21 protein-coding genes and 1 pseudogene are annotated in these 23,111 nt (G+C 63.1%); 10 read left to right on the top strand and 12 right to left on the bottom strand.

Annotation, left to right across the window (positions count from 1 at the left end; all coding sequences use genetic code 11):
• Positions 1 to 12: 12 nt before the first annotated feature.
• The 4 genes from rfbB to rfbD are packed head-to-tail and all read left to right on the top strand — an operon-like array spanning position 13 to position 3,457.
• Positions 13 to 1,068 carry a dTDP-glucose 4,6-dehydratase gene (gene rfbB, locus AC1VXC_RS02860; RefSeq protein ID WP_481538453.1) on the top strand — a complete coding sequence of 352 codons (1,056 nt, stop codon included), beginning with the start codon at positions 13 to 15 and terminating at the stop codon, positions 1,066 to 1,068.
• 51 nt (positions 1,069 to 1,119) lie between these two features.
• The gene (gene rfbA / locus AC1VXC_RS02855; protein ID WP_481538452.1) at positions 1,120 to 2,007 is read left to right on the top strand and encodes a glucose-1-phosphate thymidylyltransferase RfbA; all 888 of its coding nucleotides are present in this window, start codon (positions 1,120 to 1,122) and stop codon (positions 2,005 to 2,007) included.
• Positions 2,004 to 2,561 (top strand): dTDP-4-dehydrorhamnose 3,5-epimerase, encoded by a 558-nt coding sequence (rfbC, locus tag AC1VXC_RS02850; protein ID WP_481538451.1) that lies wholly within the window; start codon positions 2,004 to 2,006, stop codon positions 2,559 to 2,561. Before rfbA ends, rfbC begins: the two co-directional genes overlap by 4 nt.
• Positions 2,558 to 3,457 (top strand): dTDP-4-dehydrorhamnose reductase, encoded by a 900-nt coding sequence (gene rfbD / locus AC1VXC_RS02845; protein WP_481538450.1) that lies wholly within the window; start codon positions 2,558 to 2,560, stop codon positions 3,455 to 3,457. The genes rfbC and rfbD overlap by 4 nt, the downstream gene beginning before the upstream one ends.
• 99 nt (positions 3,458 to 3,556) lie before the next feature.
• On the opposite strand, the gene AC1VXC_RS02840 is transcribed toward rfbD, so the two are convergent.
• On the bottom strand, positions 3,557 to 4,960 hold the full coding sequence (locus AC1VXC_RS02840) for a mannose-1-phosphate guanylyltransferase/mannose-6-phosphate isomerase (RefSeq protein WP_481538449.1): 1,404 nt from the start codon (positions 4,958 to 4,960) through the stop codon (positions 3,557 to 3,559).
• Between the two features lie 8 nt (positions 4,961 to 4,968).
• Positions 4,969 to 6,315, bottom strand: coding sequence for a phosphohexomutase domain-containing protein (locus AC1VXC_RS02835; protein WP_481538448.1), 1,347 nt, complete (start codon positions 6,313 to 6,315; stop codon positions 4,969 to 4,971).
• A gap of 172 nt (positions 6,316 to 6,487) precedes the next feature.
• Here AC1VXC_RS02835 and AC1VXC_RS02830 point away from each other — a divergent pair, with 172 nt between their 5' ends.
• Together AC1VXC_RS02830 and AC1VXC_RS02825 are read left to right on the top strand one after the other, a co-directional pair.
• Positions 6,488 to 7,219, top strand: a complete 732-nt coding sequence (locus AC1VXC_RS02830; protein ID WP_481538447.1) for a CoA transferase subunit A — start codon at positions 6,488 to 6,490, stop codon at positions 7,217 to 7,219.
• Position 7,220: 1 nt separating this feature from the next.
• Positions 7,221 to 7,847: a CoA transferase subunit B gene (locus AC1VXC_RS02825; RefSeq protein WP_481538446.1), complete on the top strand. Its 627-nt coding sequence runs from the start codon at positions 7,221 to 7,223 to the stop codon at positions 7,845 to 7,847.
• A gap of 18 nt (positions 7,848 to 7,865) precedes the next feature.
• On the opposite strand, the gene AC1VXC_RS02820 is transcribed toward AC1VXC_RS02825, so the two are convergent.
• The 6 genes from AC1VXC_RS02820 to AC1VXC_RS02795 all read right to left on the bottom strand — a co-directional run bounded on the left by AC1VXC_RS02820 (position 7,866) and on the right by AC1VXC_RS02795 (position 15,376).
• The gene (locus AC1VXC_RS02820) at positions 7,866 to 9,941 is read right to left on the bottom strand and encodes a glycoside hydrolase family 99-like domain-containing protein (RefSeq protein ID WP_481538445.1); all 2,076 of its coding nucleotides are present in this window, start codon (positions 9,939 to 9,941) and stop codon (positions 7,866 to 7,868) included.
• 169 nt (positions 9,942 to 10,110) lie between these two features.
• Positions 10,111 to 11,292, bottom strand: a complete 1,182-nt coding sequence (locus AC1VXC_RS02815; protein WP_481538444.1) for an FkbM family methyltransferase — start codon at positions 11,290 to 11,292, stop codon at positions 10,111 to 10,113.
• A gap of 579 nt (positions 11,293 to 11,871) precedes the next feature.
• A complete protein-coding gene (locus AC1VXC_RS02810) occupies positions 11,872 to 12,525 on the bottom strand; it encodes an ABC-type transport auxiliary lipoprotein family protein (protein ID WP_481538443.1) in 654 nt (217 codons plus the stop codon).
• The gene (locus AC1VXC_RS02805) at positions 12,522 to 13,448 is read right to left on the bottom strand and encodes an MlaD family protein (RefSeq protein WP_481538442.1); all 927 of its coding nucleotides are present in this window, start codon (positions 13,446 to 13,448) and stop codon (positions 12,522 to 12,524) included. The genes AC1VXC_RS02810 and AC1VXC_RS02805 overlap by 4 nt, the downstream gene beginning before the upstream one ends.
• Position 13,449: 1 nt before the next feature.
• Entirely contained in the window at positions 13,450 to 14,259 is an 810-nt protein-coding gene (locus AC1VXC_RS02800; RefSeq protein ID WP_313172474.1) for an ABC transporter ATP-binding protein, read from the bottom strand.
• 4 nt (positions 14,260 to 14,263) lie between these two features.
• On the bottom strand, positions 14,264 to 15,376 hold the full coding sequence (locus tag AC1VXC_RS02795; protein WP_313172473.1) for an ABC transporter permease: 1,113 nt from the start codon (positions 15,374 to 15,376) through the stop codon (positions 14,264 to 14,266).
• Between the two features lie 83 nt (positions 15,377 to 15,459).
• Here AC1VXC_RS02795 and AC1VXC_RS02790 point away from each other — a divergent pair, with 83 nt between their 5' ends.
• The gene (locus tag AC1VXC_RS02790) at positions 15,460 to 16,731 is read left to right on the top strand and encodes a threonine/serine exporter family protein (protein ID WP_313172471.1); all 1,272 of its coding nucleotides are present in this window, start codon (positions 15,460 to 15,462) and stop codon (positions 16,729 to 16,731) included.
• A gap of 294 nt (positions 16,732 to 17,025) precedes the next feature.
• Here AC1VXC_RS02790 and AC1VXC_RS02785 read toward each other — a convergent pair.
• From AC1VXC_RS02785 to AC1VXC_RS02775, 3 genes and pseudogenes are all read right to left on the bottom strand, one after another.
• Positions 17,026 to 17,403 (bottom strand): annotated as a pseudogene (locus AC1VXC_RS02785) (H-NS histone family protein); the annotation flags it as partial.
• Positions 17,404 to 17,565: 162 nt separating this feature from the next.
• Positions 17,566 to 19,260: a proline--tRNA ligase gene (locus tag AC1VXC_RS02780; protein ID WP_481538441.1), complete on the bottom strand. Its 1,695-nt coding sequence runs from the start codon at positions 19,258 to 19,260 to the stop codon at positions 17,566 to 17,568.
• Positions 19,261 to 19,523: 263 nt separating this feature from the next.
• On the bottom strand, positions 19,524 to 19,913 hold the full coding sequence (locus AC1VXC_RS02775) for a DUF4124 domain-containing protein (RefSeq protein WP_481538440.1): 390 nt from the start codon (positions 19,911 to 19,913) through the stop codon (positions 19,524 to 19,526).
• An 82-nt stretch (positions 19,914 to 19,995) separates the two neighbouring features.
• On the opposite strand from AC1VXC_RS02775, the gene pssA reads away from it, so the two are divergent.
• Genes pssA through rimI form a run of 3 tightly spaced genes read left to right on the top strand, consistent with a single transcriptional unit; the run spans position 19,996 to position 21,733 of the window.
• Positions 19,996 to 20,775, top strand: coding sequence for a CDP-diacylglycerol--serine O-phosphatidyltransferase (pssA, locus tag AC1VXC_RS02770; RefSeq protein WP_313172666.1), 780 nt, complete (start codon positions 19,996 to 19,998; stop codon positions 20,773 to 20,775).
• A gap of 56 nt (positions 20,776 to 20,831) precedes the next feature.
• Positions 20,832 to 21,251: an alanine acetyltransferase gene (locus AC1VXC_RS02765; protein ID WP_481538477.1), complete on the top strand. Its 420-nt coding sequence runs from the start codon at positions 20,832 to 20,834 to the stop codon at positions 21,249 to 21,251.
• Positions 21,239 to 21,733, top strand: a complete 495-nt coding sequence (gene rimI, locus AC1VXC_RS02760; protein WP_313172663.1) for a ribosomal protein S18-alanine N-acetyltransferase — start codon at positions 21,239 to 21,241, stop codon at positions 21,731 to 21,733. The genes AC1VXC_RS02765 and rimI overlap by 13 nt, the downstream gene beginning before the upstream one ends.
• Positions 21,734 to 21,755: 22 nt before the next feature.
• Here rimI and AC1VXC_RS02755 read toward each other — a convergent pair whose 3' ends face one another.
• Positions 21,756 to 22,580, bottom strand: coding sequence for an EamA family transporter (locus AC1VXC_RS02755; protein ID WP_481538439.1), 825 nt, complete (start codon positions 22,578 to 22,580; stop codon positions 21,756 to 21,758).
• Between the last annotated feature and the right edge of the window lie 531 nt (positions 22,581 to 23,111).

Genomic DNA, 23,111 nt, shown 5'->3' with positions numbered 1-23,111 from the left:
GGAGAGCAGGTAGTGCCTACATGGTTTGTCACCGGCGGTGCCGGATTCATTGGCGGTAACTTCGTATTGGAGGCTGTCGCCAAAGGTATGCGTGTCGTCAACCTGGACGCGCTGACCTATGCGGGTAACCTGAAGACTTTGGCTCCGCTAGAGGGCAACCCTGATCACGTCTTCGTTCAGGGCGACATCGGCGACCAGTCGTTGGTTGCTCGGATGCTGGCCGAGCACCGCCCTGACGCGGTCCTGAATTTTGCCGCCGAAAGTCATGTCGATCGTTCCATTGACGGTCCAGGTGCCTTCATCCAGACCAACGTGGTTGGAACCCTGGGCCTGCTGGAGGCGGTGCGCGATTACTGGAAGTCACTTCCGGCTGACAAGGCTGGTGCATTCCGCTTCCTGCATGTCTCCACCGACGAGGTCTATGGCACGCTGGGCGAGACCGGCAAGTTCACCGAAACCACGCCGTATGCTCCAAATTCCCCGTACTCTGCCTCTAAGGCGGCCTCCGACCATCTGGTGCGTGCCTTCCACCACACTTATGGTTTGCCGGTGTTGACCACCAATTGTTCCAACAACTACGGCCCGTATCACTTCCCGGAAAAACTCATCCCGCTGGTCATCGCCAAGGCGCTTGCTGGTGAAGCGCTGCCGGTCTACGGCGACGGCAAGCAGGTGCGTGACTGGCTGTTTGTCGCCGATCATTGTGAAGCGATCCGCACCGTGCTGGCCAAGGGCAAGGTGGGAGAGACCTACAACGTGGGCGGCAACTCGGAAAGGCAGAACATCGAGGTGGTGCAGGCCATCTGTGCGCTGCTGGATGCGCGTCGTCCGCGCGCCGACGGCAAGCCACGCAGCGAGCAGATCACCTATGTCACCGATCGACCAGGCCACGATCGCCGCTACGCCATTGATGCTTCCAAGCTGAAGGACGAACTGGGCTGGGAGCCGAAGTACAGCTTCGAGCAGGGTATTGCCTTCACCGTGGACTGGTATCTGGATAACCAGCAATGGGTGAAGAGTGTGCTGGACGGTAGCTATCGCTTGCAGCGGATCGGCACTGACGCCTGACATCGACGATCCAGTGCTCGCAATATTCTGCGGGCAAACAAAGGAACAACCATGACGCAACGTAAGGGCATCATCCTGGCTGGCGGCTCGGGTACACGGCTGTATCCGATCACCAAGGGAGTCAGCAAGCAGTTGTTGCCGGTCTATGACAAACCAATGATCTACTACCCGCTGAGCGTGTTGATGCTGGCGGGTATCCGCGAAGTGCTGATCATCAACACGCCGCACGAGCAGGCCTTGTTCCAGCAGCTGTTGGGAGATGGTTCGCAGTGGGGTATGGACATCCAGTACGCGGTGCAACCGAGCCCGGATGGTTTGGCGCAGGCGTACCTGATTGGCCGCGATTTCGTCGACGGCAAGCCCAGCTGTTTGGTGTTGGGTGACAATATTTTCCACGGTACCGGCCTGCGCGAGGTGCTCAGGCGTGCCGACGCGCGCGATACCGGCGCGACGGTATTCGGCTATTGGGTCAACGATCCGGAGCGCTACGGCGTGGCCGAATTCAACAAGGACGGAAAAGTTGTTGGTTTGGTGGAAAAACCAACCGAGCCACGTTCCAACTATGCAGTGACCGGCCTGTACTTCTACGATGGCAATGCCAGTGACTATGCCGCAGCATTGAAGCCCTCGCCGCGCGGAGAGCTGGAGATCACCGATCTCAACCAGCGTTACCTGGATGAAGGTACGTTGCAGCTGGAGCCGATGGGCCGTGGCTATGCATGGTTGGATACCGGCACGCACCAGTCCTTGCTGGAGGCCTCCAACTTCATCGAAACCATCCAGACCCGGCAGGGCCTGCAAGTCTGCTGCCCTGAAGAGATTGCCTATGGCCAGGGCTGGATCACGGCGGAGCAGCTCGAAGCATTGGCTGCGCCTCTGTCCAAGAATGGTTATGGACAATATCTGCAGAAGCTCGTCCAGCGAGGAATCGTTCCGTGAAAGTGATTGAAACCGCGATGCCCGGCTGTGTCGTCATCGAGCCAGCGGTGTTTGGCGATGAGCGCGGCTTCTTCTTCGAGACGTGGAACGCAGAGCGCTTCAAGGCGCAGGGGCTGCCTGACAAATTCGTCCAGAGCAATGTATCGGCATCGAGCAGGGGCGTCCTTCGTGGCCTGCACTACCAGTGGCCGCGTCCGCAGGGCAAGCTGGTCAGTGTGCTGGAAGGCGAGGTGTATGACGTGGCGGTGGATATCCGCCGAGGTTCGCCAACCTTCGGCAAATGGGAGGCCGTTGTCCTGAGTGCCGAGAACAAGCGCCAGTTCTGGATTCCAGAAGGCTTCGCACACGGTTTCGCCGTGCTGTCCGAGCGTGCGGTATTCAGCTACCTGTGCACGGAGGTGTATCTGAAGGACTTCGATGCGGGTGTTCGCTGGAATGATGCCGATATCGGCGTGGACTGGCCGATCAGCGCTCCGATCCTGTCCGGCAAGGACGAGAACGCGCCGTTCCTGAAGGACATTGCCGGAGACCGCCTGCCGGTTTATATCCCGTGACCCTGCTGGTTCTTGGCGGAAATGGTCAGGTCGGGCAGGAGCTGCTGCGCGCGCTTGCGCCGCTTGGACTTGTCGTTGCGACCACCCGCACTGGCAAGCTGGCCGACGGCAGTGACTGCGAGATCGCGGACTTCGATGCGCCCGAAAGCCTGCCTGACTTGCTGGACCGGCTGCGGCCGTCGGTGGTGATCAATGCAGCCGCCTATACTGCGGTGGACAAGGCCGAGCAGGAGCCCGAGGCGGCGTTCCGGGCCAATGCACAAGCGCCCGCGGTAATCGCCCGGTGGTGCGCCGCGCATGGCGTGCCGATGGTGCACTACTCAACGGACTATGTATTCAACGGGCAGGGCACAGCTGCCTACGTGGAAGACGAAGCCACCGCGCCGCTGGGTGTCTATGGCCGCAGCAAGCGTGATGGTGAAGTCGCCATTCGTGATGCTGGTGGTCGTCATCTGATTTTCCGCACCGCGTGGGTCTACGCCTCGCACGGCGGCAACTTCCTGCGCACGATGCTGCGAGTCGGTGCCGAACGCGACGAACTGCGGGTAGTGGCCGACCAAGTGGGGACGCCGACACCGGCTGCCTTGATTGCCGATGTCACCGCACAGGTGTTGCAGCATCCAGGGCAGTTGTCGGGGACTTGGCATCTGACGGCATCGGGCCAGACCAGCTGGCATGGTTTCGCCGAAGCGATCTTTGCCGAGGCCGTTGCCGCAGGCGTGCTGGCCAAAGTGCCCGCCGTGCAGGCGATCTCCAGCTCGGAGTACCCAACCCCGGCAAAGCGTCCAGCCTGGTCGGTACTGGACAATCGCAGGCTACAGCAGGACTTCGGCATCATCCTGCCAAGCTGGCAGGATGGGCTGCGTCGGGTAGTGGGTGAAATAGCGGCGGCATGATCTTCTGTTCCTGGCGTCGTGATGGGTTGCCGGAACATTGCCAGTACAACAAAAAACCCCGGTTTTCGCCGGGTTTTTTTTGTTGGCCGCATGGTGGCATCAAGTGCGTCCGTAGGTATCCTCGAAGCGCACGATGTCATCCTCGCCCAGATAGCTGCCCGACTGGACTTCGATCAGTTCAAGGGGGAGCTTGCCGGGATTGCGCAGGCGGTGGGTGACGCCTAGCGGAATGTAGGTGCTCTGGTTCTCGGTAAGCAACAGTACTTCATCGCCACGGGTGACTTCCGCCGTGCCACTGACCACGATCCAGTGTTCGGCACGGTGATGATGCATCTGCAGGCTAAGCGTGCCGCCGGGCTTGACGGTGATGCGCTTGACCTGGAAACGGTCGCCTTGGTCGATGGAGTCATATGCGCCCCACGGGCGGTAGACCTTGCGGTGCCAGGCGGCCTCGCTGCGGCCATCGGCCTTCAGGCGGGCCACGACATCCTTTACTTCCTGCATGCGGTCGGATCTGCCCACGAGTACAGCATCGTCGGTCTCGACCACGATCACATCGTCAAGGCCAACCATTGCGATCAGGCGTTCGCCATAGGCGAACGTGTCATGGCAATCGATGGCGATGACATCGCCGCGATGGGCGTTGCCGTTCGCATCCTGCTCGGAGACATCACGCAGCGCGGTCCACGAACCAACATCGCTCCAGCCGGCATCGAGTGGTACGACTGCCGCGTCTGCTGTTTTTTCCATCACCGCGTAGTCGATGGAATCGGACGGACTGGCCTTGAATGCGTCCGCATCCAGACGGATGAAGTCGGCATCACGGCGGGCTTTGTCCCATGAAGCACGGCAGGCAGCAAGAATCTGCGGTTGCAGGCGTTCCAGTTCCTGCAGGTAGCGAGAGGCGCGGAACAGGAACATGCCGCTGTTCCAGTAGTACTCGCCAGTTGCGATATAGGCCTGCGCGGTTGCCAGGTCGGGTTTCTCGACGAATCGCTCGATTGCCCGGGTACCCTCACCAGCGATGGCCTTGATATAGCCATACCCGGTTTCCGGTGCGGTCGGCTGGATGCCGAAAGTAACCAGCTTGCCCTGCTCGGCGACAGCAGCAGCATCAAGAATCGCGCGGTGGAAATGCGCGACGTCATGTATCAAATGATCTGACGGCAACACTAGCAGCAGCGGATCGGCACCATCGCGGCAGGCCTCCAAAGCGGCCGCGGCGATGGCCGGAGCGGTATTGCGTCCGATCGGTTCCAGCAGGATGGCCGACGGCGTGGTACCCGCCTGCTGCAACTGCTCGGCGGCGATGAAACGGTGCGCTTCGTTTGCCACCACGATGGGGGGCTGGGTTGCGACATCGGCTACCCGTAGCCAAGTGGATTGCAACATGCTGTTTGCGCCAGCGAGCTGCAGGAACTGTTTGGGGTAGGCCTCGCGTGACAATGGCCACAGACGCGTGCCGGAACCGCCGGAGAGGATAACTGGAAGGATGTGGCTCATGTGATTACTCAGGCAGTAAGTAGGTCGGAGATCTCGGTGGTGCGTTCGGCCAGCAAGGCCGCATCGCCTCGGGTCTCAACATTCAAGCGCAGCAATGGTTCTGTGTTGGAGCTGCGCAGATTGAAGCGCCAGCTGCCGAAATCTGCGCTGATGCCGTCTGTGTGATCCAGCTCCGGTGAGAGTGCTGCGAAGTGTGCCATTACCCGGGCCACGGCCGCCTTGGCGTCGGCGACCTTGAAGTTGATTTCACCGCTGCACGGGAAGCGCGCCATGCGATCCTCAACCAGTTCGGCCAGCGATTGACCGCTGTTGGAGACCTGAACGGCAATCAACAGCCAAGGGATCATGCCCGAGTCGGCATAGGCGAATTCGCGGAAGTAGTGGTGGGCACTCATCTCACCGCCATAGACGGCGTTCTCGGCGCGCATCTTTTCCTTGATGAAGGCGTGACCACTCTTGCACAGTACCGGCACGCCGCCGGCGGCTTCAACCATCTCGACCGTGTTCCAGGTCAGGCGCGGGTCGTGGATGATCTTGCCGCCCGGGTTGCGGGCGAGGATGGCCTGGGCCAGCAGACCGACCAGGTAATAGCCTTCGATGAAGCGGCCGTTGTGGTCGAAGAAGAAGCAGCGGTCGAAGTCGCCGTCCCACGCGATACCGAAGTCAGCACCGTGCTCACGCACCGCCTTGGCGGTGGCTTCGCGGTTCTCCGGCAAGAGTGGATTGGGGATACCGTTGGGGAAGCTGCCATCGGGCTCGTGGCAGATACGCACGAACTCCAGCGGCAGATGCGGCGCCAGCAGGTCGACGATGGCGCCGGCGCCGCCGTTGCCGGCATTGACTACCAGCTTCAGGGGCTTGAGCTGGCTGGGATCGATGTAGCTGAGCAGGTGCTGGATGTAGGCCGCCTTGTCATGCTGGGCGGTCTGGTCGCCGCGTGCAGGCTGCGGCTGCGATTCATCGACGGCCACCGCATCGGAAATGGCAAACAGGCCGGTATCCGAGCTGATCGGGCGCGCTTGTTCGCGCACCAGCTTCATGCCGTTGTAGTCCATCGGGTTGTGGCTGGCGGTGACCATCACGCCGCCGGCCGCCTGCAGGTGGCCGGTCTGGAAGTAGACCTCTTCGGTGCCGCACAAGCCGATGTCGATGACGTCACGGCCTTCCCCGCGCAAGCCAGCGGCCAGCGCGTCCTGCAGCGCCGGGCTGGTCAGGCGTACGTCATGGCCGAGCACCACCGGCCCCGCGCCGAGTTCGGCAGCCAAGGCCTTGCCGATCTTGCGGGCCATGTCTTCGTTGAGCTCTTCAGGCACGCGGCCGCGGATGTCGTAGGCCTTGAACGCGGGGAGGGGCATGCATGCATCCTGCTGGGTTAAAGATTCCCTAGTTTAGTCCGGTACGCGTTCATTGGCTGTCTGTACGCTGGCTGGCTGTTTCCCCGGAAGGCTTGCTGGCCGAAGGTCCAAGGGGGTTGACCCTGCGGTATGGCTAGAATACGGGCATCTTCAGCACTGTGAGCGTGATGCGATGAGCGATCTCTCCCCGACCCGGCAGCGCGGCAAGGTTTTTGCCAGCGCCGCCGACGCCCTGGCCGGCATCGTGGCCGATGGGCAAACCCTTGCCGTTGGTGGCTTTGGCCTGTGTGGCATCCCCGAGGCACTGATTGCCGCGCTGCGCGATAGCGGGGTCAAGGGTCTGACCGCGATCTCCAATAATGCCGGCGTCGATGGCTTCGGCCTGGGCCAGTTGTTGGAAACCCGCCAGATCAAGAAGATGATTTCCTCTTACGTTGGCGAGAACAAGGAATTCGAGCGCCAGTACCTGGCCGGTGAGCTGGAGCTGGAATTCAACCCGCAAGGCACCCTGGCCGAGCGCCTGCGCGCCGGCGGTGCCGGTATCCCGGCGTTCTTTACCGCTACCGGCTACGGCACCATCGTTGCCGAAGGCAAGGAGACCCGTGAGATCGACGGCAAGCACTACGTGCTGGAAACCGCGCTGAAGGCCGACGTTTCGCTGATCAAGGCGTGGAAGGCCGATGAGGCCGGCAATCTGCTGTTCCGCAAGACCGCGCGCAACTTCAACCCGGCCTGCGCGATGGCCGGCAAGGTCTGCGTGGTGGAAGTGGAAGAGATCGTGCCGGTGGGCACCATCGATCCGGACCAGGTGCACCTGCCGGGCATCTACGTCGATCGCATCGTATTGAACGCAACGCCGGAGAAGCGCATCGAACAGCGCACCGTGCGTCAGGAGGGGAACTGAGATGGCCTGGACCCGTGACGAAATGGCACAGCGCGCCGCGCGCGAGCTGACCGATGGCGCCTATGTGAACCTGGGCATCGGCTTGCCGACGCTGGTGGCCAACCACATCCCCGAAGGCGTCGACGTGTGGTTGCAGTCCGAAAATGGCCTGCTCGGCATCGGCCCGTTCCCGACCGAAGCGGAAGTGGATGCCGACCTGATCAACGCCGGCAAGCAGACCGTCACCGCGCGTGCGGGTGCCAGCTACTTCGGCAGCCACGACTCGTTCGCGATGATCCGCGGCGGCCACATCAACCTGGCCATCCTTGGCGCCATGCAGGTCACCGACAAGGGTGATCTGGCCAACTGGATGGTGCCGGGCAAAATGGTCAAGGGTATGGGCGGTGCGATGGACCTGGTCGCCGGCGTGCAGCGCGTGGTGGTGCTGATGGAGCACACCGCCAAGAATGGCGAGCACAAGATCCTGCCGGACTGCACCCTTCCGCTGACGGGCGTGGGCGTGGTCAATCGCATCATCACCGACCTGGCGGTGTTCGATGTGACAGAAACCGGGCTGAAGCTGATCGAGGCTGCTCCGGATGTCAGTGTCGATGAGTTGAAGGAAAAAACGGGCGTCCAGTTCAGCTGAGGCGACAATCCGAAGTGGTCAGTCCTTGCGTGCGTACGCGTAGGGCTGGCCATCGTCGAACGGGCGGCCCAGCACCTGCGCCGCTGTCTGTTGCTGCGCACCGGAGTAACGTACCACGAGTCCGATAATGCGCTCGATGGCATGGGCCCGTGTCCCGTCCACCTGACCCGCTTCGGATTCAAACAGTGATGGCAGCAGATGCGCGTCGAGCAGCGGTCGAAGGGCCGCCAATCGGACCCAGAACATGCTGCCAGCCACAAAGGTATCGCGGCCGATATCCGCAGGTGGCAAGCCGATCTGTGCCAACAGTGCGCCCACATTGCGTTCGTTCGCTCCCCAGAAGTAATCCAGCGGCTGCACATGGCCTTCCGGTGCAACCAGTCCCAGTTTGGGGTCCTGCTTGAACGCTTCGAAGATGGCTCCGGCGCGATCGGCATCGAGCAGGCGACCAGTGAGTTCGCGGCGCCAGTTTTCTCCATCGCGACGATGGATCGAGCGCTTGGTGTGCAACTTCAGCACCACATGCTCTCCTTGTTGATACAGGGTTTCCGCGATCTGCAGGAACGGCAGGATGTCGCGACCCTGATTGGCGAAGATCTCAACCTCAGCCAACATTCCAGCCACGCTGACCGTGCGTTCAACATCAGCCTGCTTCTCGGCTGTGGTTGTGATGACGATACGCCAAGCTAAAGCCGCACTGCGCAGATCTGCCAGCAGTTCTGCAAGGACATCCATGTACCAGGCATGGATCACGACGCACGGGCGCATTGGCGCAGCTACCTGCAACGGTGTCAGGAGCGCCTGCCGCGTTGCTTCCAGATACGCATGCCCCAGGCGCATGTCTGGCTCAAGCACCGCACCCTCAGCCCATTCATTCCATGCATTGATGAACACCAGCTTCCGTGCAGGTGGCATCGATGCCATGCGTCTGTGCACCGTGGTGGACAACCAATCGCGATAGCCGCGTGGCGAGGCATGCAAGTACACGCGGCCCTTGCCGGACCGCCGCGCCTCGTTGTCCCAGCCAGGATTCACCCCCGGATACAGTGGATAGTCCGGCAGTGGCCGTGCGCTGATCTCCGCCGCCAGCTCGCGCCAATCGCGCACGTCGCCTTCGAACGCTGGATTGATCAGATACTGCTCGGCGGTGAGCGAACTAGGGTTGCTCATGTTCGGTGGAAACTCCACTGCTGCATCGAAGCCGATATCACGCGGATCAGGGCGTTCGAAGCCCTGTACGTAGGCCAGGTGGATCTCGCCGATGTCGTGTTCACGACACCATTGCCGCCAGCGCTGCGAAGTGGCGCATGCATCGGGCAGCAGGTGCGGGCGATACACCAGCAGCATCGGCTTGCCGTCCACTTTGAGGGCGCGGCGGTCTCGCAGGTAGTCAGCGACGTGTGCGATGAAGGCCAGGTCATCTTCGGCACTGTGTTGCTGGCCAATCAGAATGTCCTCGTTGCGTCCATCCCAGCGCCTGGCCCAGTTCTCATTGGCCCAGCAAAGGCAAAACGGCAGGTCAATGCTGTCGTCGGCCAACCATTGGCGCAGTGGTGCTTCCAGCAGTGTGGTGCCGTTGAACCAGTAGAAGTAGAAGCAGAACGCGCCGATTCCATACTCGCGAGCCAGTTGGGCCTGGTCACGCATTACCTGCGGGTTGCGCAGATCGTAGAAACCCAGGTCGGCCGGCAGGCGTGGCTGAACATGGCCTTCGAACTGAGGCAACGCCCGGCTGACGTTGCGCCATTCCGTGAAGCCCTTTCCCCACCATGCGTCATTTTGCTCGATGGGATGGAATTGCGGTAGATAGAACGCCACCAAGGTGGCCGACAATGTAGCCGGCAACTCGCCTGAGCGGTAAGGTACATGGCCGATCGCGGCCTCGTCGGCGCGCTGCAGTGGTCGGCCTGTGGTACCGCTTTCCGCAACATCATCCATTCGCCCCCGCTGCGGTGGTGGTACCCAATCCGCATGAGTGTCCATGAAACGTCCCCTCAGGCGATCGCGTTGCCCGTCAGACAGAGGAAGCGCCCGGAAGCCAGCACGCAGCACCCGATACACCGCATGGCGCAAGCGATCTTTCAGCAAGGTCATGAACGGCGGCCTCGAACCCGGGTGGACGCAACAACGAACATGCAGACTCCAGCACAACGGCAGTAGTCGTCATTCTCGATGTTTGTCCGGGAAGCGGCAAATTTCCTACCACGGCATCGTAGCGTTGCACGCTAGCTGCACCCGCTTATGGATGAAATGCGGAACTCTCTCACGTCTCGACCTGCACCTTTGCCTCATCCAACATAAGGCCTCGGTCTTCCAGCCAAGCTACACCCTCCTGCACCAGGCTGGGCAGTAAACGGTAGGTTCCGGGTACTTCAGGGGCCACCACGTCGATGTTCACGTAAGGGGTTGATCCGCTTGCAAATCCGGCGGGGGGGGCTGGAGTGCGCATGCCGTCGAACACAACGACGTTGCCTTCGGCGTCCAGCCAATGATAGGAAAGATTCAGCGGGTACAAGGGGGTTCCATACCAATGCTGATCACTTTGGTTCTCGATCTTGACCTGGACACGAAATGCTCGCCGCACTAGCACGCTGTCGGGCGCTTCGATAATCGCGGCAGTTCCCGTGGCATCGGCAATGGGGGGCGCTTGGCAGCGCTTCACGAGGTCTGCGAGCCTGTACAGGATGCGCTCGTCGAAACCACCAACCAGATTTGGATAGCGGTTGTGCATGACATGCTCATGCATCACCGAGTATGCCTGGCTTTCGTCGTGCATGTTGCCGATGCGTAAGTTGTCGGTGTCTACTGCATAAAGATGCGGGAACACCCCGCGCAGAAAATCCAGATAGTCCGGGACTGATTTTCGATGAAGTATGTTCAGGCATCCGTGGTTGAGCTCCATGACGACCACGGCTTTCCTGCGAGCCAATACGTCGGCCCCGCCGCGCAGCACGGCTTCTTCGAAGCCCTCCACATCGATCTTGATGAAGTTTGGATCGATGCCTCGATTACTGCAGATCGTATCCAGCGTATCCAGGGAAATGGATTCAGAAACATGTCCGGATATGCGTGTAGCAGCATTGGACACGAATGCGCCGGATCGATTGTCTTGCGCCCGCGTTATTAATGCCGTGCCAGCTTCGGTTCCCAGTCCAACATTGTAGGTAACAACATTGGCCACGTTTCCCGCACCGAGGTTGCGCTCAAGGATCGCATGGGTGCTGGGGCTGGGCTCGAAAACGTGAACTTCGCGGGCGAGTGCGGAGAACAGCAAGGCAGTCAGACCGATATTGCCGCCGATATCCACTACCACCATATCTGGTTCGATGAAGGACCTAAACAACTCGACCATGGCCGGCTCGAACTCTCGACCGATGGATGTCAGATATGTGTCGTCGGATTCAACCAGGAAATCCTTGTCCCCTATGCGGACCGTGCTCTTCATGCGTCTTCCTCATCGAGTGGATAGGAGTAGCCGTGCTGCGCAGCATAACCGGAGCCCAGACAGACGCAACAATGACCGTTCGCAACCATTACTGCCGCAGCTGAACCAGCTGATGGCCCGTTGCGGCTCATGCGTTCAATAGCGGCGCACCGTTCCGCAGTTGCCGGACTGGTCAGAGTCGCGTGGTTTGGTACAGCGACAATGAGCTGGCGCTCGATCCAGCTCAGCTGGTTGCGTCAGTCAGTCCGGGTGCGGCATGTCGCTTCGCCTTTCCGCATTATCGACAAGCACAAGGCGAAGTCACGATGGCCCATCGCGATGTGCTTCTACTGGACGGAGCTACATCGGCACACCCTGCGGAAAGGCGCATGACTGCCGGGGTTCCGCCGGATCGGGTCTTGGGGGTGAGCAATCTGGACAGTGCACGTAGATGCGGTCAGCAGATCACCATGCGCGGGTGGCTGACAGCATGACTTCGGGACGCGATTTGTTGCGTGTAGCTTCGACCAGGGTGGATGCCTCGCCACCGCCGAGGGGGGACCATTGCTCGGAGGTGGGAAGGCCACGCTGAGAGTGGCGCTAGGGCCGGGCTGGAATGGCCTTGCCGCGTTGGGAATCCGCTTGGCCGCTGAGCAGGGTCCAGCCGATCAGTTCGCTGCTGGTCTTGTGCAACGCGGTTTCGAAGGCAGCGGCGACGCTGCTGATCTCGGCGCCGGTAGCCGGTTCGGCAACGACGAAGGTGCGGGCGGCAACCACGCGCTGGTCCAGGCTGTGGATGAGCTTTGCGTTGAGTTCGATGGTGGCCGCCGGCACGTCGCCGCCGCGGTAATCCGATTCGAAGCGGCGCAGGTCGGTGGTCAGCTTGTAGTCCGAGCGGATGCCGGTGGCGATGCGCGCAACGGCCTCGATCTTTCCCGAATCCTCGAAGCCGCGTAGCAAGGTGTCTTCCAGGATATCGGTGGCCGGCTGCGACCAGGTCGCGCCACGATAGACCTCCAGTTCGCCCGGCGTCGGCCGCACGTTGATGCGTGGGCTGTCGATCAGGCGGGCGGCGCTGGGCTTGGCGACGGCCAGCTGCCAGCTCACCTGCGGCCACGCCGGATCGGCCTGTACTCGCACCTGCGGCGCGTAGATGGTGGTGGACTGGCGGTCACCGCCGGCCAATACCGAGCAGCCGGCCAGGGCCAGCAGGCAGACGGGTGCGAGCAGCTTGATCAGGGGAATGCGCTTCATTTGGGTTCGAACTCCTTCGGGGCATCGCGGCCGAGCAGGTAGCGTGCCGGATTGTTCTCCAGCCGGTCACTGACCCGGCGCAGGTCGCGGATCAGGCCGCGCAGTTCGGTCAGGGTCGGGCCGAGCTGGGCCAGGCCATCATTGGCAAAACTGTTGATGGCCGCGCGGTTCTCGCCAAGGATGGCATCGGCATTGCCGGCCGCCGAGTCGAGCTTGGCCAGGCTGGCATCCAGCTTGTCCATGGTCGCCGGCAGTTCCCGCAGCACGTTCTCGTCCAGGTTCTTGATGGCGCCATTGGCCGAACCCAGGGTGACGTTGAGGTTGCGCGCCGCATCGCGGGCTTCGATGAGCAGGGCCTGGGTGCCTTCGTCGCGATCGGCCAGACCGCCGCTGATGGTTTCCAGATGGGCAAGCGTGGTGGTGATCTTGCGGACGTTCTCATCGCTGAGCAGTTCGTCCATGCGCTCGACTACGCGGTTGGCGACGTCGGTGATGTTCTGCAGGGCCGAGGGCGCGGCGGCGATGGTCGGCACCGGCTCTTTGCTGACCGCGGTGAGCGCGGCAGCCTGCGGCGTGCCGCCGCTGAGCTGGATGATCGACGGACCGGTCAGGCTGGTGATGGCCAGCTTGGCGCGGGTATCGGTCTTCACCGGGGTGGTGGAGTTGAGCCGCAGCTTGGCCACCACCTTGCGCGGGTCATCCGGGGCCAGCGTCAGCTCGGTGATCGAGCCAACCGCGATGCCGTTGTATTGCACCGGGCTGCCCACTGACAGGCCGGTTACCGCCTCGGTGAATACCACCCGGTATTCCTGCCAGGTGCGGTCGGAAGAGTATTTGGCCGCCCATAGTCCAAAGGCGAGCAGGGCAACGCCGATGAGCAGGGTGAAGGCACCGATCAGGACGTAGTTGGCTTTGGTTTCCATATCAAGCGGGCTCGTGCTGGAGGCCGCGCGCGGCGCGGGCGCGGGGGCCGTGGAAGTATTCGCGTATCCACGGGTGGTCGAGTTGTTCAATCTCGGGCAATGGGGCGTTGGCGATGACCTTGTGGTCGGCCAGTACCGCGACGCGGTCGCAGATGGCGTAGAGCGTGTCCAGGTCGTGGGTGATCAGGAACACGGTCAGGCCCAGCGCTTCCTGCAGGGTCTTGATCAGGTGGTCGAACGCGGCCGCACCTATCGGGTCGAGGCCGGCGGTGGGTTCGTCCAGGAACAGCAGCGGCGGATCCAGCGCCAGCGCACGGGCAAGCCCGGCGCGCTTGCGCATGCCGCCGGAGAGTTGCGAGGGCAGTTTGCTGATGGCATCGGCGGGCAGGCCTGCCAGTTTCACTTTCAGCAGGGCCAGTTCGTAATGCCAGCGCTCGCTGAGTTCGGGATGGTGCTCCTTCAGCGGCACCTGCACGTTCTCGCCCACCGTCAGCGAGGAAAACAGCGCGCCGTCCTGGAACAGCACGCCGGTATTGCGCTCGATGCGCAGGCGGTCGGCGGGATTGCCCGAACGCGCATCCACGCCCAGCACCTCGATCTGCCCGGCATCGGGCGTGCGCAGGCCGAGGATGGAGCGCATCAACACCGATTTGCCGGTGCCCGAGCCGCCAACCACGCCGAGGATTTCGCCGCGGCGGACGTCCAGATCCAGGCCGTCGTGCACGGTCTGGCTGCCAAAGCGATTGACCAGCCCGCGCACGCGGATGGCCAGGTCGCTGCTGCCGGTGGTGGCGTCTTCGGTCGTGTCCATCGCCTTACCAGCCCATATGCATGAACCACAACGCGGCCAGCGCGTCGAGGATGATGACCAGCGAGATCGTCTGCACCACGCTGGAGGTGGTACGTTCGCCCACCGATTGCGCCGTGCCTTCCACCTTCAGGCCTTCCAGGCAGCCGATCAGGGCGATGATCAACGCGAACACCGGCGCCTTGGACAGGCCAACCAGCATGTGCCGCACTTCGATGGTGTCGTGCATGCGCGCCAGGTACATCTGCGGCGGGATATCCAGGTCGAACGCGCCAACGGTGACGCCGCCGGCCAGGCCGGCGATCATCGCGATGAAGGTCAGCAAGGGCAGCATGATCAGCAAGGCAACCACGCGTGGCAGCACCAGCAGGTCGATCGGGTCCAGGCCCAGGGTCTGGATGGCATCGATTTCCTCGCGTGCCTTCATCGCACCGATCTGCGCGGTGAAGGCGCTGGCGGTGCGGCCGGCCAGCACGATGGCGGTGAGCAGTACCGCGAACTCGCGCAGGAAGGCGATGGAGACCAGCTCCACCACGTAGATCTCGGCGCCGAAGTCGCGCAGGATGGTGGAGCCGAGGAAGGCGATCACCGCACCCACCAGATACGACAGCAAGGCCACCAGCGGCACTGCGTTCAGGCCGACCTCTTCCATCTGGTTGACCGCCGCGGTGAGCCGGAAGCGCCGTGGCTGGCGGATCAGCCTTGCCAGTTTGGCCAGGTTCTCACCAAGGAAATTGACCAGCACGACGATGTTGCCGGCGATGGCATGCACCGAGCGGCCAAGACGGTCCAGCGCTGCGGCCACGCCGAAGTCACGCTGCGGCTTGGGCCGTTCGTCGGCGACTTCCTCGATGGTGCAGACCAGCGCCTGGTGGTCGGCGCGGAACTGCAGCGCATCATCCGGCAACCCCAGCTTGTGCGCATAGCGCAGCAACAACAGCACCCCGGCCGAGTCGAGGCGATCGATCCCGCGCGCATCGATGCCGGTCACGGCCCCGGTCTGCGCGTGCAGTATCTCGCCCGAACGCAGCGCGGTGGCCAAGGTCCAGTTGCCGGAAAGCCTGAGCAGGCCATCCGCGTCGGCGGGGAGTACGCAATTGGGCGGGGGAATGTCTTTCATGGTGACCATTGGCTACGGAGAATAACACGCCAGCCCTTCAAGCCGGATGAGTATTTCATCCGCTTCAGGTGATACTAGCGGCCATGTCTGCCGAAACCCTTGCCGCCGTCCCGGCCACTGCTTCCAACCGCGCTACCTACGCGCAACGTGTGGCCTTCGTTTCGGAGATGGCCGGGCGCCTGCACAGTTATGGCACAACCGCCCAGCGTCTGGAGGCGGCGGTGGTAGCGCTGGCGCAACAGCTGGACCTGGACTGCGAGCCGTGGTCGAACCCGACCGGTTTGATCCTCAGTTTCAGCGATCCGACCCGCGCCATCGGTTCCAGCGACATTACCCGCGTTATCCGGCTGGGGCCGGGCGACACCAATCTGCACAAACTGGCGATGGCCGACCAGATCGCCGACGCGGTCTCAGCCGGGCAGATGTCGATCGCGCAGGGGCATACCGCACTGCGACAGCTCGACAAGGACGGCGGGCTGCGCAGCAAGATCCAACTGCTGGCGTCCTTCACCCTGGGCTCGGCGGGCGTGGCCGGCTTGTGGCGGCTGCCGTGGCTGGACATCGCCACCGCGGGTATTACCGGCCTGCTGATCGGCCTGATGCTGTTCTATACCGACCGCCGGGTGGCCACGCGCGAGGCCGGCGAAGCCCTGGCGGCGTTGTTGGCGGGTTTCGTGGCGGTGCTGGTGGCCAGCTTCATCGGGCCGTTGAACATGAATTCCACCATCATCGCCTCGCTGGTGGTGCTGCTGCCCGGCATGGCGTTGACCAACTCGGTCAACGAACTGGCCAGTGGCCATTGGGTATCCGGCACGGCACGCTTTGCCGGTGCACTGACCACCATCATGAAACTGACGGTGGGGGCGATGATCGCGGTGACCATCGCCAATTCCATCGGTCTGGAACCGGTGATCCGTGCCTCGCGGCCACAATCCAACTGGGTGGAATGGGGCTCGGTGCTCGTCGCTTCGTTTGCGTTTGCGATGTTGTTCCGCGCCAGCAAGCGCGATTACCCATGGGTCATGGCCGCCTCGGTGGCCGGCTACGCCATTTCCCGTTATGGCGGGCAGTTGTGGGGCGCGCCTGCGGGCATCTTTCTGGCGGCGATGACGGTGACGGCCGCAGGCAATCTGTTCGGGCGCATCGTGCAGCGCCCCGGTGCCATCGTGCGCCTGCCCGGCATCATCATGCTGGTGCCGGGCAGTACCAGCCTGCGTGGGGTCTTGAGCCTGATCCAGCAGCAGAATGTGAGTGCCGGCGAATCGGCGCTGTTGACCGTGGTCAATGTAGTGATGGCCCTGGTGGCAGGCCTGTTGTTCGGCAACCTGCTGGTGCCGGCGCGCAAGAATCTGTAACGGCTGGAAGGCGTGGCTGGGCTAATTGAGAGGCGTTGCCAGCAGCCACTGTGCTGGCTGCATGCACCTGTGCAGTGCGGGTAAGCGCAGCGCGGCCGGCGCTGTTCGCGGATTACCTGCAGGACCAATCGAACCGGTTTTCCCGGGTGCGCTGCGCTTGCCCGCGCTGCTTTGTTGTTCGTTGCGCTGCGGTTGCAGGCAGAAATGCGTTTGTAACTAGTGGGGTTACCCAAATTGCAATAAGAAAACGCCGGCAGTTGCCGGCGTCTTGTAATCCATATTCCAGAGTTATTACTTCTGGATCAGGAAATCTTCAACCTTGCGGCCAGCCTTGGTGTATTCGGCCAACCAGCGCGGCTGCTTGCCCCGGCCGGTCCAGGTCTCGGCGGCATTGGCCGGGTTGCGGTACTTCGGCTCAACCTTCGGCAGCTTGCGGCCGGTCTTGGCGGCGCCCTTGCTGGCCTTGGCACCACGCGGGGCCTTCACTGCGGCGGCAGCGCCGGTACCGAACAGCTCTTCGACGGTATAACCAGCCTTCTTGGCGGCAGCGGCTACCAGGGCGCGGGCCTTGGCAATCGGCTGGCGCTTGGCGACAACGGTCTTGCGCTTCTGTGCGTCGCGGATCAGAACGGCCAGCTCTTTGGCCGACAGCTGGGACAGGTCAATACTCATCGAATAACTACTCCGGATAATGGGTTGGGGGTGTATGCCATTCCGTGGCAGCGCGGCAAAGCATAGCGGGCTGATAACGGGAATGACAAATTAATAGCGTTTTACATGTTATCCGGAAATGAAAACGCCGGGACAATGTCCCGGCGTTATAAGCGATCAATCTCAGCCGATGATCCTGCTGATCGCCGCGGCCTTATCCAGATTCTCTGCTTCGCTGGCATTGCGTGCGCGGTACTCGACGGTTCCTGCCGCCAGGCCGCGCTCGGATACCACGATGCGATGCGGGATGCCGATCAGCTCCATGTCGGCGAACATCTGGCCCGGGCGCAGGCCGCGGTCGTCCAGCGCGGCATCCACGCCGGCGGCCTGCAGTTCGGCCAGCAGCGCCTCGGCAGCGGCGCTGACCGCCGGGTCCTGTTTCGGGTTGATCATGCAGACCACCGCTTGCCACGGTGCCATGCTGACCGGCCAGATAATGCCGGCGTCGTCGTGGTTCTGCTCGATGGCGGCGGCGACGATGCGCGATACCCCGATGCCATAACAGCCCATCGCCATCACCGCGGCCTTGCCGTTCTGATCCAGTACGGTCGCCTTCAATGCCTGTGCATATTGGCGGCCCAACTGGAATACGTGGCCGACTTCGATGCCGCGGGTAATCTTCAACTCGCCGCCATCACGGGCGCGGTCGCCGGCCTTGACGTTGCGGATATCGGCTACTTCCGGCTCTGCCAGGTCGCGGCCCCAGTTGACGCCGGCAATATGCAGACCTTTCTCATTGGCGCCGACGACAAAATCGGCCATGGCCGCAACTTCACGGTCTGCCACCACGCGGATCGGCTTGCGCGCATTCAACGGTCCCAGGAAACCGGGCTCGCTGCCGAGATAATCGGCAATCTCGGCCTCGCTGGCCATGCGGTAATCGGCCAGGCCAGCCACCTTGGCCAGTTTGATTTCGTTGACCTCATGGTCGCCGCGGACTAGGGCCAGTACGAATTCATTCTTGGTGGTCATCAGTGCAATCGACTTGACCGTGCGCAGCAGGGCGATCCCCATCAGCGCGGCCACTTCCTCGCAGGTCTTCTGGGTGGGGGTGTCGATCTTGCGCAGTTCCTCGCTGGCGGCGCCGCGCGCTGCCGGGTCGGCGGCAATCGCCGCTTCCACGTTGGCCGCGTAATCCGAGCCGGTGGAAAACACGAGTGCGTCTTCGCCCGAATCAGCGATGACATGGAATTCCTGCGAGGCATCGCCACCGATGGCGCCCGAGTCGGCCTGCACTGCGCGGAACTCCAGGCCCAGGCGGGTGAAGATGCGGCTGTAGGCGGCCTTCATGTTTTCATATTCGGCGACCAGGCTGGCGTCGTCCAGATGGAAGGAATAGGCATCCTTCATCAGAAACTCGCGCGAGCGCATCACACCAAAACGCGGGCGGATTTCGTCACGGAACTTGGTCTGCACCTGGTAGAAATTGACCGGCAGCTGCTTGTAGCTGGACAGTTCCTGGCGGGCGAAGTCGGTAATGGCCTCTTCCGCGGTGGGGCTGTAGCAGTATTCCTGCTCCTTGCGGTCCTTGATTTTCAGCAACTGGCCGCCGAATTTCTCCCAGCGACCGGTTTCTTCCCACAGTTCCTTGGGCTGGATGGTCGGCAGCTGCAGCTCCACCGCACCGGCGCGGTTCATTTCCTCGCGGACGATGGTTTCCACCTTGCGCAGCACCCGCAGGCCCAGCGGCGACCAGGTATACAGGCCCGATGCCAGCTTGCGGATCATGCCCGCGCGCAGCATCAGCCGGTGGCTGACCAGTTCGGCGTCGGCGGGGGTTTCCTTGGTGGTATGCAGGTGGAAGCGGGAAAGGCGCATGGCAGGGGGGCTTCGCAAAACGGACGATCCCCTATTTTGCCAGCCTTGCAGCCCACTCGCACCGCCACCAACGGGGTAGGGCGGCAGGGCGTAGTGCCGAGCCATGCTCGGCAGGGGCCTTGCCAGGGGCCCATCAGCGCTGTGGAAGCCGCGAAGCTGCGAGAAACTCGCGTTGCCAGATAACGCTGGCGGCGGCGGGGCGATGGGCGTCGCGGCTTGTGCCGCTGGCATCCCATAACCCCGTCAGCCCCGGTCCCGAAGGCTTACTTCTTCGGTGCAGGCTTGCAATAGGCGGCCGCCGCCGCCTCGGCCAGCTGCTTCTGCGCACCGCGCTGGGTGTCGTCCAGCGCGGTATCGGGCTTGCCGTCACCATCGGTATCGTGCATGACCGGGGCGCTGCCGTTCAGCAGCTCCAGGTTCCTGCGCGCGCCCAGGCACTGTTCCGATTCGGCGGATTCGGCGGCTGCGGCAGGCTCGGCGGTAGAAGCGCCGCTGGCGGTGATGCGGCGGGTCTCGTACTGCTTGCCGGTCGGCGGCCGTTCCGAGTACTGGGTGACGCCATTGGCGTCCTTCCACTTGTACAGATTTGCGGCGCTGGCTGTGGCAGCGGTGCCGAGCAGGAGCAGGCAGCAGAGGCGGGGCAGGGTGAGCATGGTAACTCCAGACGCCGGAACGGGGCAGGGGCCGATTGCAGCACCCGGTGACGTGGCTGGCAAGTCGATTAAACTGGTCGGTATGGACGAATTGAGACCACCACCGCGTTCGCGCAGCATCTACCTGCTCCCGAACCTGTTCACCACTGCCGGCCTGTTTGCCGGGTTTTACGCGATCATTGCCGCTTCCAACGGCCAGTTCGTCAACGCCAGCGTCGCCGTGTTCGTGGCGGCGGTGATGGACGGGCTGGACGGCCGGGTTGCGCGCTTGACCGGTACCAGCAGCGAATTCGGCGTGCAGTACGACTCCCTGGCCGACCTGGTCAGCTTCGGCATGGCGCCGGCGCTGGTCATGTACCACTGGGCGCTGTCCTCGTTGAAGTTCGATGGCGACGTGCTGGGTCGGGTCGGCTGGTCGGCGGCTTTCCTGTATGCGGCCTGCGCGGCACTGCGCCTGGCCCGTTTCAATACCCAGGTGGGCACGGTCGACAAGCGCTGGTTTGTCGGCCTGGCCAGCCCGGCCGCCGCCGGTTTGATGATGTCCTTCGTCTGGGCCTTCGCCGATGGCGGGCTTGGCTGGAGTGGCGATGAGCTGCGTTACGTGGCGCTGGGCGTGACCATCGTGGCGGGCCTGCTGATGGTCAGCCGGATCCGTTTCTGGAGCTTCAAGGGCGGTGGCGAGAAGGGCCCGCGCTCTGAGCGCGTCCCCTTCGTGGTGCTGGCCCTGGTGCCCATTGTGATTTCCATCGTGGTGCTGGACCCGGCACGTACCTTGTTGGTGGTCGGTGTGATCTACGCGCTGTCCGGTCCGGTGATGTGGCTGTTGCAGCGCTGGCGGCAGCCGGCCGGCAAGGTGCAGTGATCGGTTTCTCGCCCGCACCGGCGTGGACGCCTGAGCAGCAGGCATGGCTGCAGGCGATGGGCTATACGGTCTATCTCGAGGGCGGGGCGCTGGATGCGCCGCCGGCCGCGGCTGCGCCAGGCATTGACGCCGGTCCGGTAGCGGTCGAACCGGCGCCGCCACATGTGCTGCCGGCGCAGCCGGCCGCGGCTGCGGCGCCGCGTGAAATGGCAAGCAAGCCACCGCCGGCACCGAGTACCGCGCCAGCGCCGGTGTTTGCCGCCAGCACGACCGCCGGTGTTCGTCGCAGTGGCGGCCTGCGCATGCCGGATCGGTTGCAGATTGCCCTGTTGCGCGCTTCCGGCTGCAATCCGAATGACCCGCAGACGCGGGCGCTGATGGACAGTTGGCCCCTGGCCGAGCTGCGCGCCAACCCCGCGGCCAAGCGCGCGCTGTGGCCGCAACTGCGTGCGTTGCGGCGGAAATCACGGCAATGAGCGCCTCGGGGTCGGTCCTGCGTCCGATGTACGAGGGGGATCTGGACGCGGTGATGGAGGTGGAACTGCGCGCCTATCCCTTCCCGTGGACGCGCGGCATCTTCCAGGATTGCCTGCGTGCGGACTATCCCAGCCGGGTGCTGGTGCAAGGGACCGACATCGTCGGCTACGCCGTGCTGAGTCTTGCCGCCGATGAGGCGCATGTACTCAACGTGTGCGTGGACCCGCTGTGCCAGTCACGCGGCCATGGCCGCCGGTTGTTGCGCGAGTTGGTGCGTATCGCCCGCCAGCGCGGCGCGTTGCGCGTGTTCCTGGAAGTGCGGCCCTCCAATGCTCCGGCCATTGCGCTGTATCACAGCGAGGGCTTCAACGAGATTGGCCGGCGCCCGCGTTACTACCCGCTGGTGAGTGGGCGTGAGGACGCGCTGGTGATGGCGATGGAGCTGGTGGACGACGACATCAGCGTGATGCCGCCGCTCTGAGCATCAGCGGGTACAGGTGTGCCTACGCCAGCCGCAACAGCACCACACCGGCAATGATCAGCAACGCGGCAAGCAATCGCCTGCGGCTGATGTGTTCTTTGAGCAGCAACGCGGAAATCAGCAGCGCGAACAGGATGGAGGTTTCGCGCAGTGCGGCGATGACGGCGACCGGCGCCCGTGTCATTGCCCACAGCGCGATTGCATACGAGGCGGTCGTGCCGAAGCCGCCCACCAGCCCGCGCTGCCAGTTGCCGCGCAGATAGCCCTGCAACTGCTGGCGACGGGCGAACAAGGCCCAGATTGGCAGCGGCAGGCCGGACAGCAGGAACAGCCACAGCGTATAGCTCAGCGCATTGCCGGACAGGCGCGCGCCCTGCGCGTCGACCAGGGTGTAGGTGGCGATGACCATGGCGATGCACAGGGGCAGGCGGATGCTGTGTGCCTTGCTGGCGCCGGCCATGCACAGGATGCCGGTACTGATCAGGGCGATGCCGGCCCAGGCAGTGGTAGGCAACCGCTCGTCGAACAACCACGTGCCGGCGATGGCGACCAGCAGCGGTGTGCAGCCGCGCATCAAGGGGTAGGACAGGCTCATGTCGGCGCTGTGGTAGGCGCGGGCGACCAACAGGTAGTAGCCGGTCTGCAGCGCGGCAGAGGCTGCGAGCCAAGGCCAGCTGTCCGTTGCCGGTAGTGGCAACCAGGGCAGGACGGTGGCTGAGAGCACCGCGGCCCAGCCGGTGACCAGGATGGTGGTCAGCAGCTTGTCGCCGCCCAGTTTGACGATGGCGTTCCAACTGGCATGGAGCAGGGCGGCGAACAGGACGGCGCAGAAGATGCCCAGGGACATGGTGGGTGATGGCTTGGGTGTTGGGGGAGGGTAGCTGGGATCGGGGGGAGCAAAAAGGCAAAAGGCAAAAGGCAGAAGGCAAAAGGCAAAAGGCAGAAGGCAGAAGGCAGAAGCCCCCTCATCCGCCCTGACGGGCACCTTCTCCCGCAAGCGGGAGAAGGGACAACAACGATTTGTGCGCTGTGATGGGTTCGCCGTGCGATCACGCGCGAGCTAAAGCCAAAGCCAAAGCCAAAGCCAAAGCCAAAGCACGTAAAGCCGATTGCTCAGTGACACCGCAGAAGTGCATGGTGCATTGCATTCCCTTCTCCCGCCTGCGGGAGAAGGGACAGCAACGAGTTGAGCGCTGTGATGTGGTCGTCGCGCGATCACGTGCGAGCCAAAGCCAAAGCCAAAGCCAAAGCACGTAAAGCCGGTTGCTCAGTGACACCGCAGAAGTGCATGGTGCATTGCATTCCCTTCTCCCGCCTGCGGGAGAAGGTGCCCGACCGGGCGGATGAGGGCGCTCTTCGCTCTGGGCAGGGTGCTTGC

The organism is Stenotrophomonas sp. STEN033, from assembly GCF_056856655.1.
Note: the sequence above shows the minus strand (reverse complement) of the source record. Positions and strands in the feature narration are given on the sequence as shown.

Coding starts and splice junctions, on each gene's coding strand:
- AC1VXC_RS02765 (WP_481538477.1), top strand. CDS start 20,832: ATGGGCTATACGGTCTATCTCGAGGGCGGGGCGCTGGATGCGCCGCCG.
- AC1VXC_RS02795 (WP_313172473.1), bottom strand. CDS start 15,376: ATGAAAGACATTCCCCCGCCCAATTGCGTACTCCCCGCCGACGCGGAT.
- AC1VXC_RS02825 (WP_481538446.1), top strand. CDS start 7,221: ATGGCCTGGACCCGTGACGAAATGGCACAGCGCGCCGCGCGCGAGCTG.
- AC1VXC_RS02835 (WP_481538448.1), bottom strand. CDS start 6,315: ATGCCCCTCCCCGCGTTCAAGGCCTACGACATCCGCGGCCGCGTGCCT.
- AC1VXC_RS02805 (WP_481538442.1), bottom strand. CDS start 13,448: ATGGAAACCAAAGCCAACTACGTCCTGATCGGTGCCTTCACCCTGCTC.
- AC1VXC_RS02810 (WP_481538443.1), bottom strand. CDS start 12,525: ATGAAGCGCATTCCCCTGATCAAGCTGCTCGCACCCGTCTGCCTGCTG.
- AC1VXC_RS02830 (WP_481538447.1), top strand. CDS start 6,488: ATGAGCGATCTCTCCCCGACCCGGCAGCGCGGCAAGGTTTTTGCCAGC.
- AC1VXC_RS02800 (WP_313172474.1), bottom strand. CDS start 14,259: ATGGACACGACCGAAGACGCCACCACCGGCAGCAGCGACCTGGCCATC.
- AC1VXC_RS02775 (WP_481538440.1), bottom strand. CDS start 19,913: ATGCTCACCCTGCCCCGCCTCTGCTGCCTGCTCCTGCTCGGCACCGCT.
- AC1VXC_RS02820 (WP_481538445.1), bottom strand. CDS start 9,941: ATGACCTTGCTGAAAGATCGCTTGCGCCATGCGGTGTATCGGGTGCTG.
- AC1VXC_RS02815 (WP_481538444.1), bottom strand. CDS start 11,292: ATGAAGAGCACGGTCCGCATAGGGGACAAGGATTTCCTGGTTGAATCC.
- pssA (WP_313172666.1), top strand. CDS start 19,996: ATGGACGAATTGAGACCACCACCGCGTTCGCGCAGCATCTACCTGCTC.
- AC1VXC_RS02755 (WP_481538439.1), bottom strand. CDS start 22,580: ATGTCCCTGGGCATCTTCTGCGCCGTCCTGTTCGCCGCCCTGCTCCAT.
- AC1VXC_RS02840 (WP_481538449.1), bottom strand. CDS start 4,960: ATGAGCCACATCCTTCCAGTTATCCTCTCCGGCGGTTCCGGCACGCGT.
- AC1VXC_RS02780 (WP_481538441.1), bottom strand. CDS start 19,260: ATGCGCCTTTCCCGCTTCCACCTGCATACCACCAAGGAAACCCCCGCC.
- AC1VXC_RS02790 (WP_313172471.1), top strand. CDS start 15,460: ATGTCTGCCGAAACCCTTGCCGCCGTCCCGGCCACTGCTTCCAACCGC.
- rfbA (WP_481538452.1), top strand. CDS start 1,120: ATGACGCAACGTAAGGGCATCATCCTGGCTGGCGGCTCGGGTACACGG.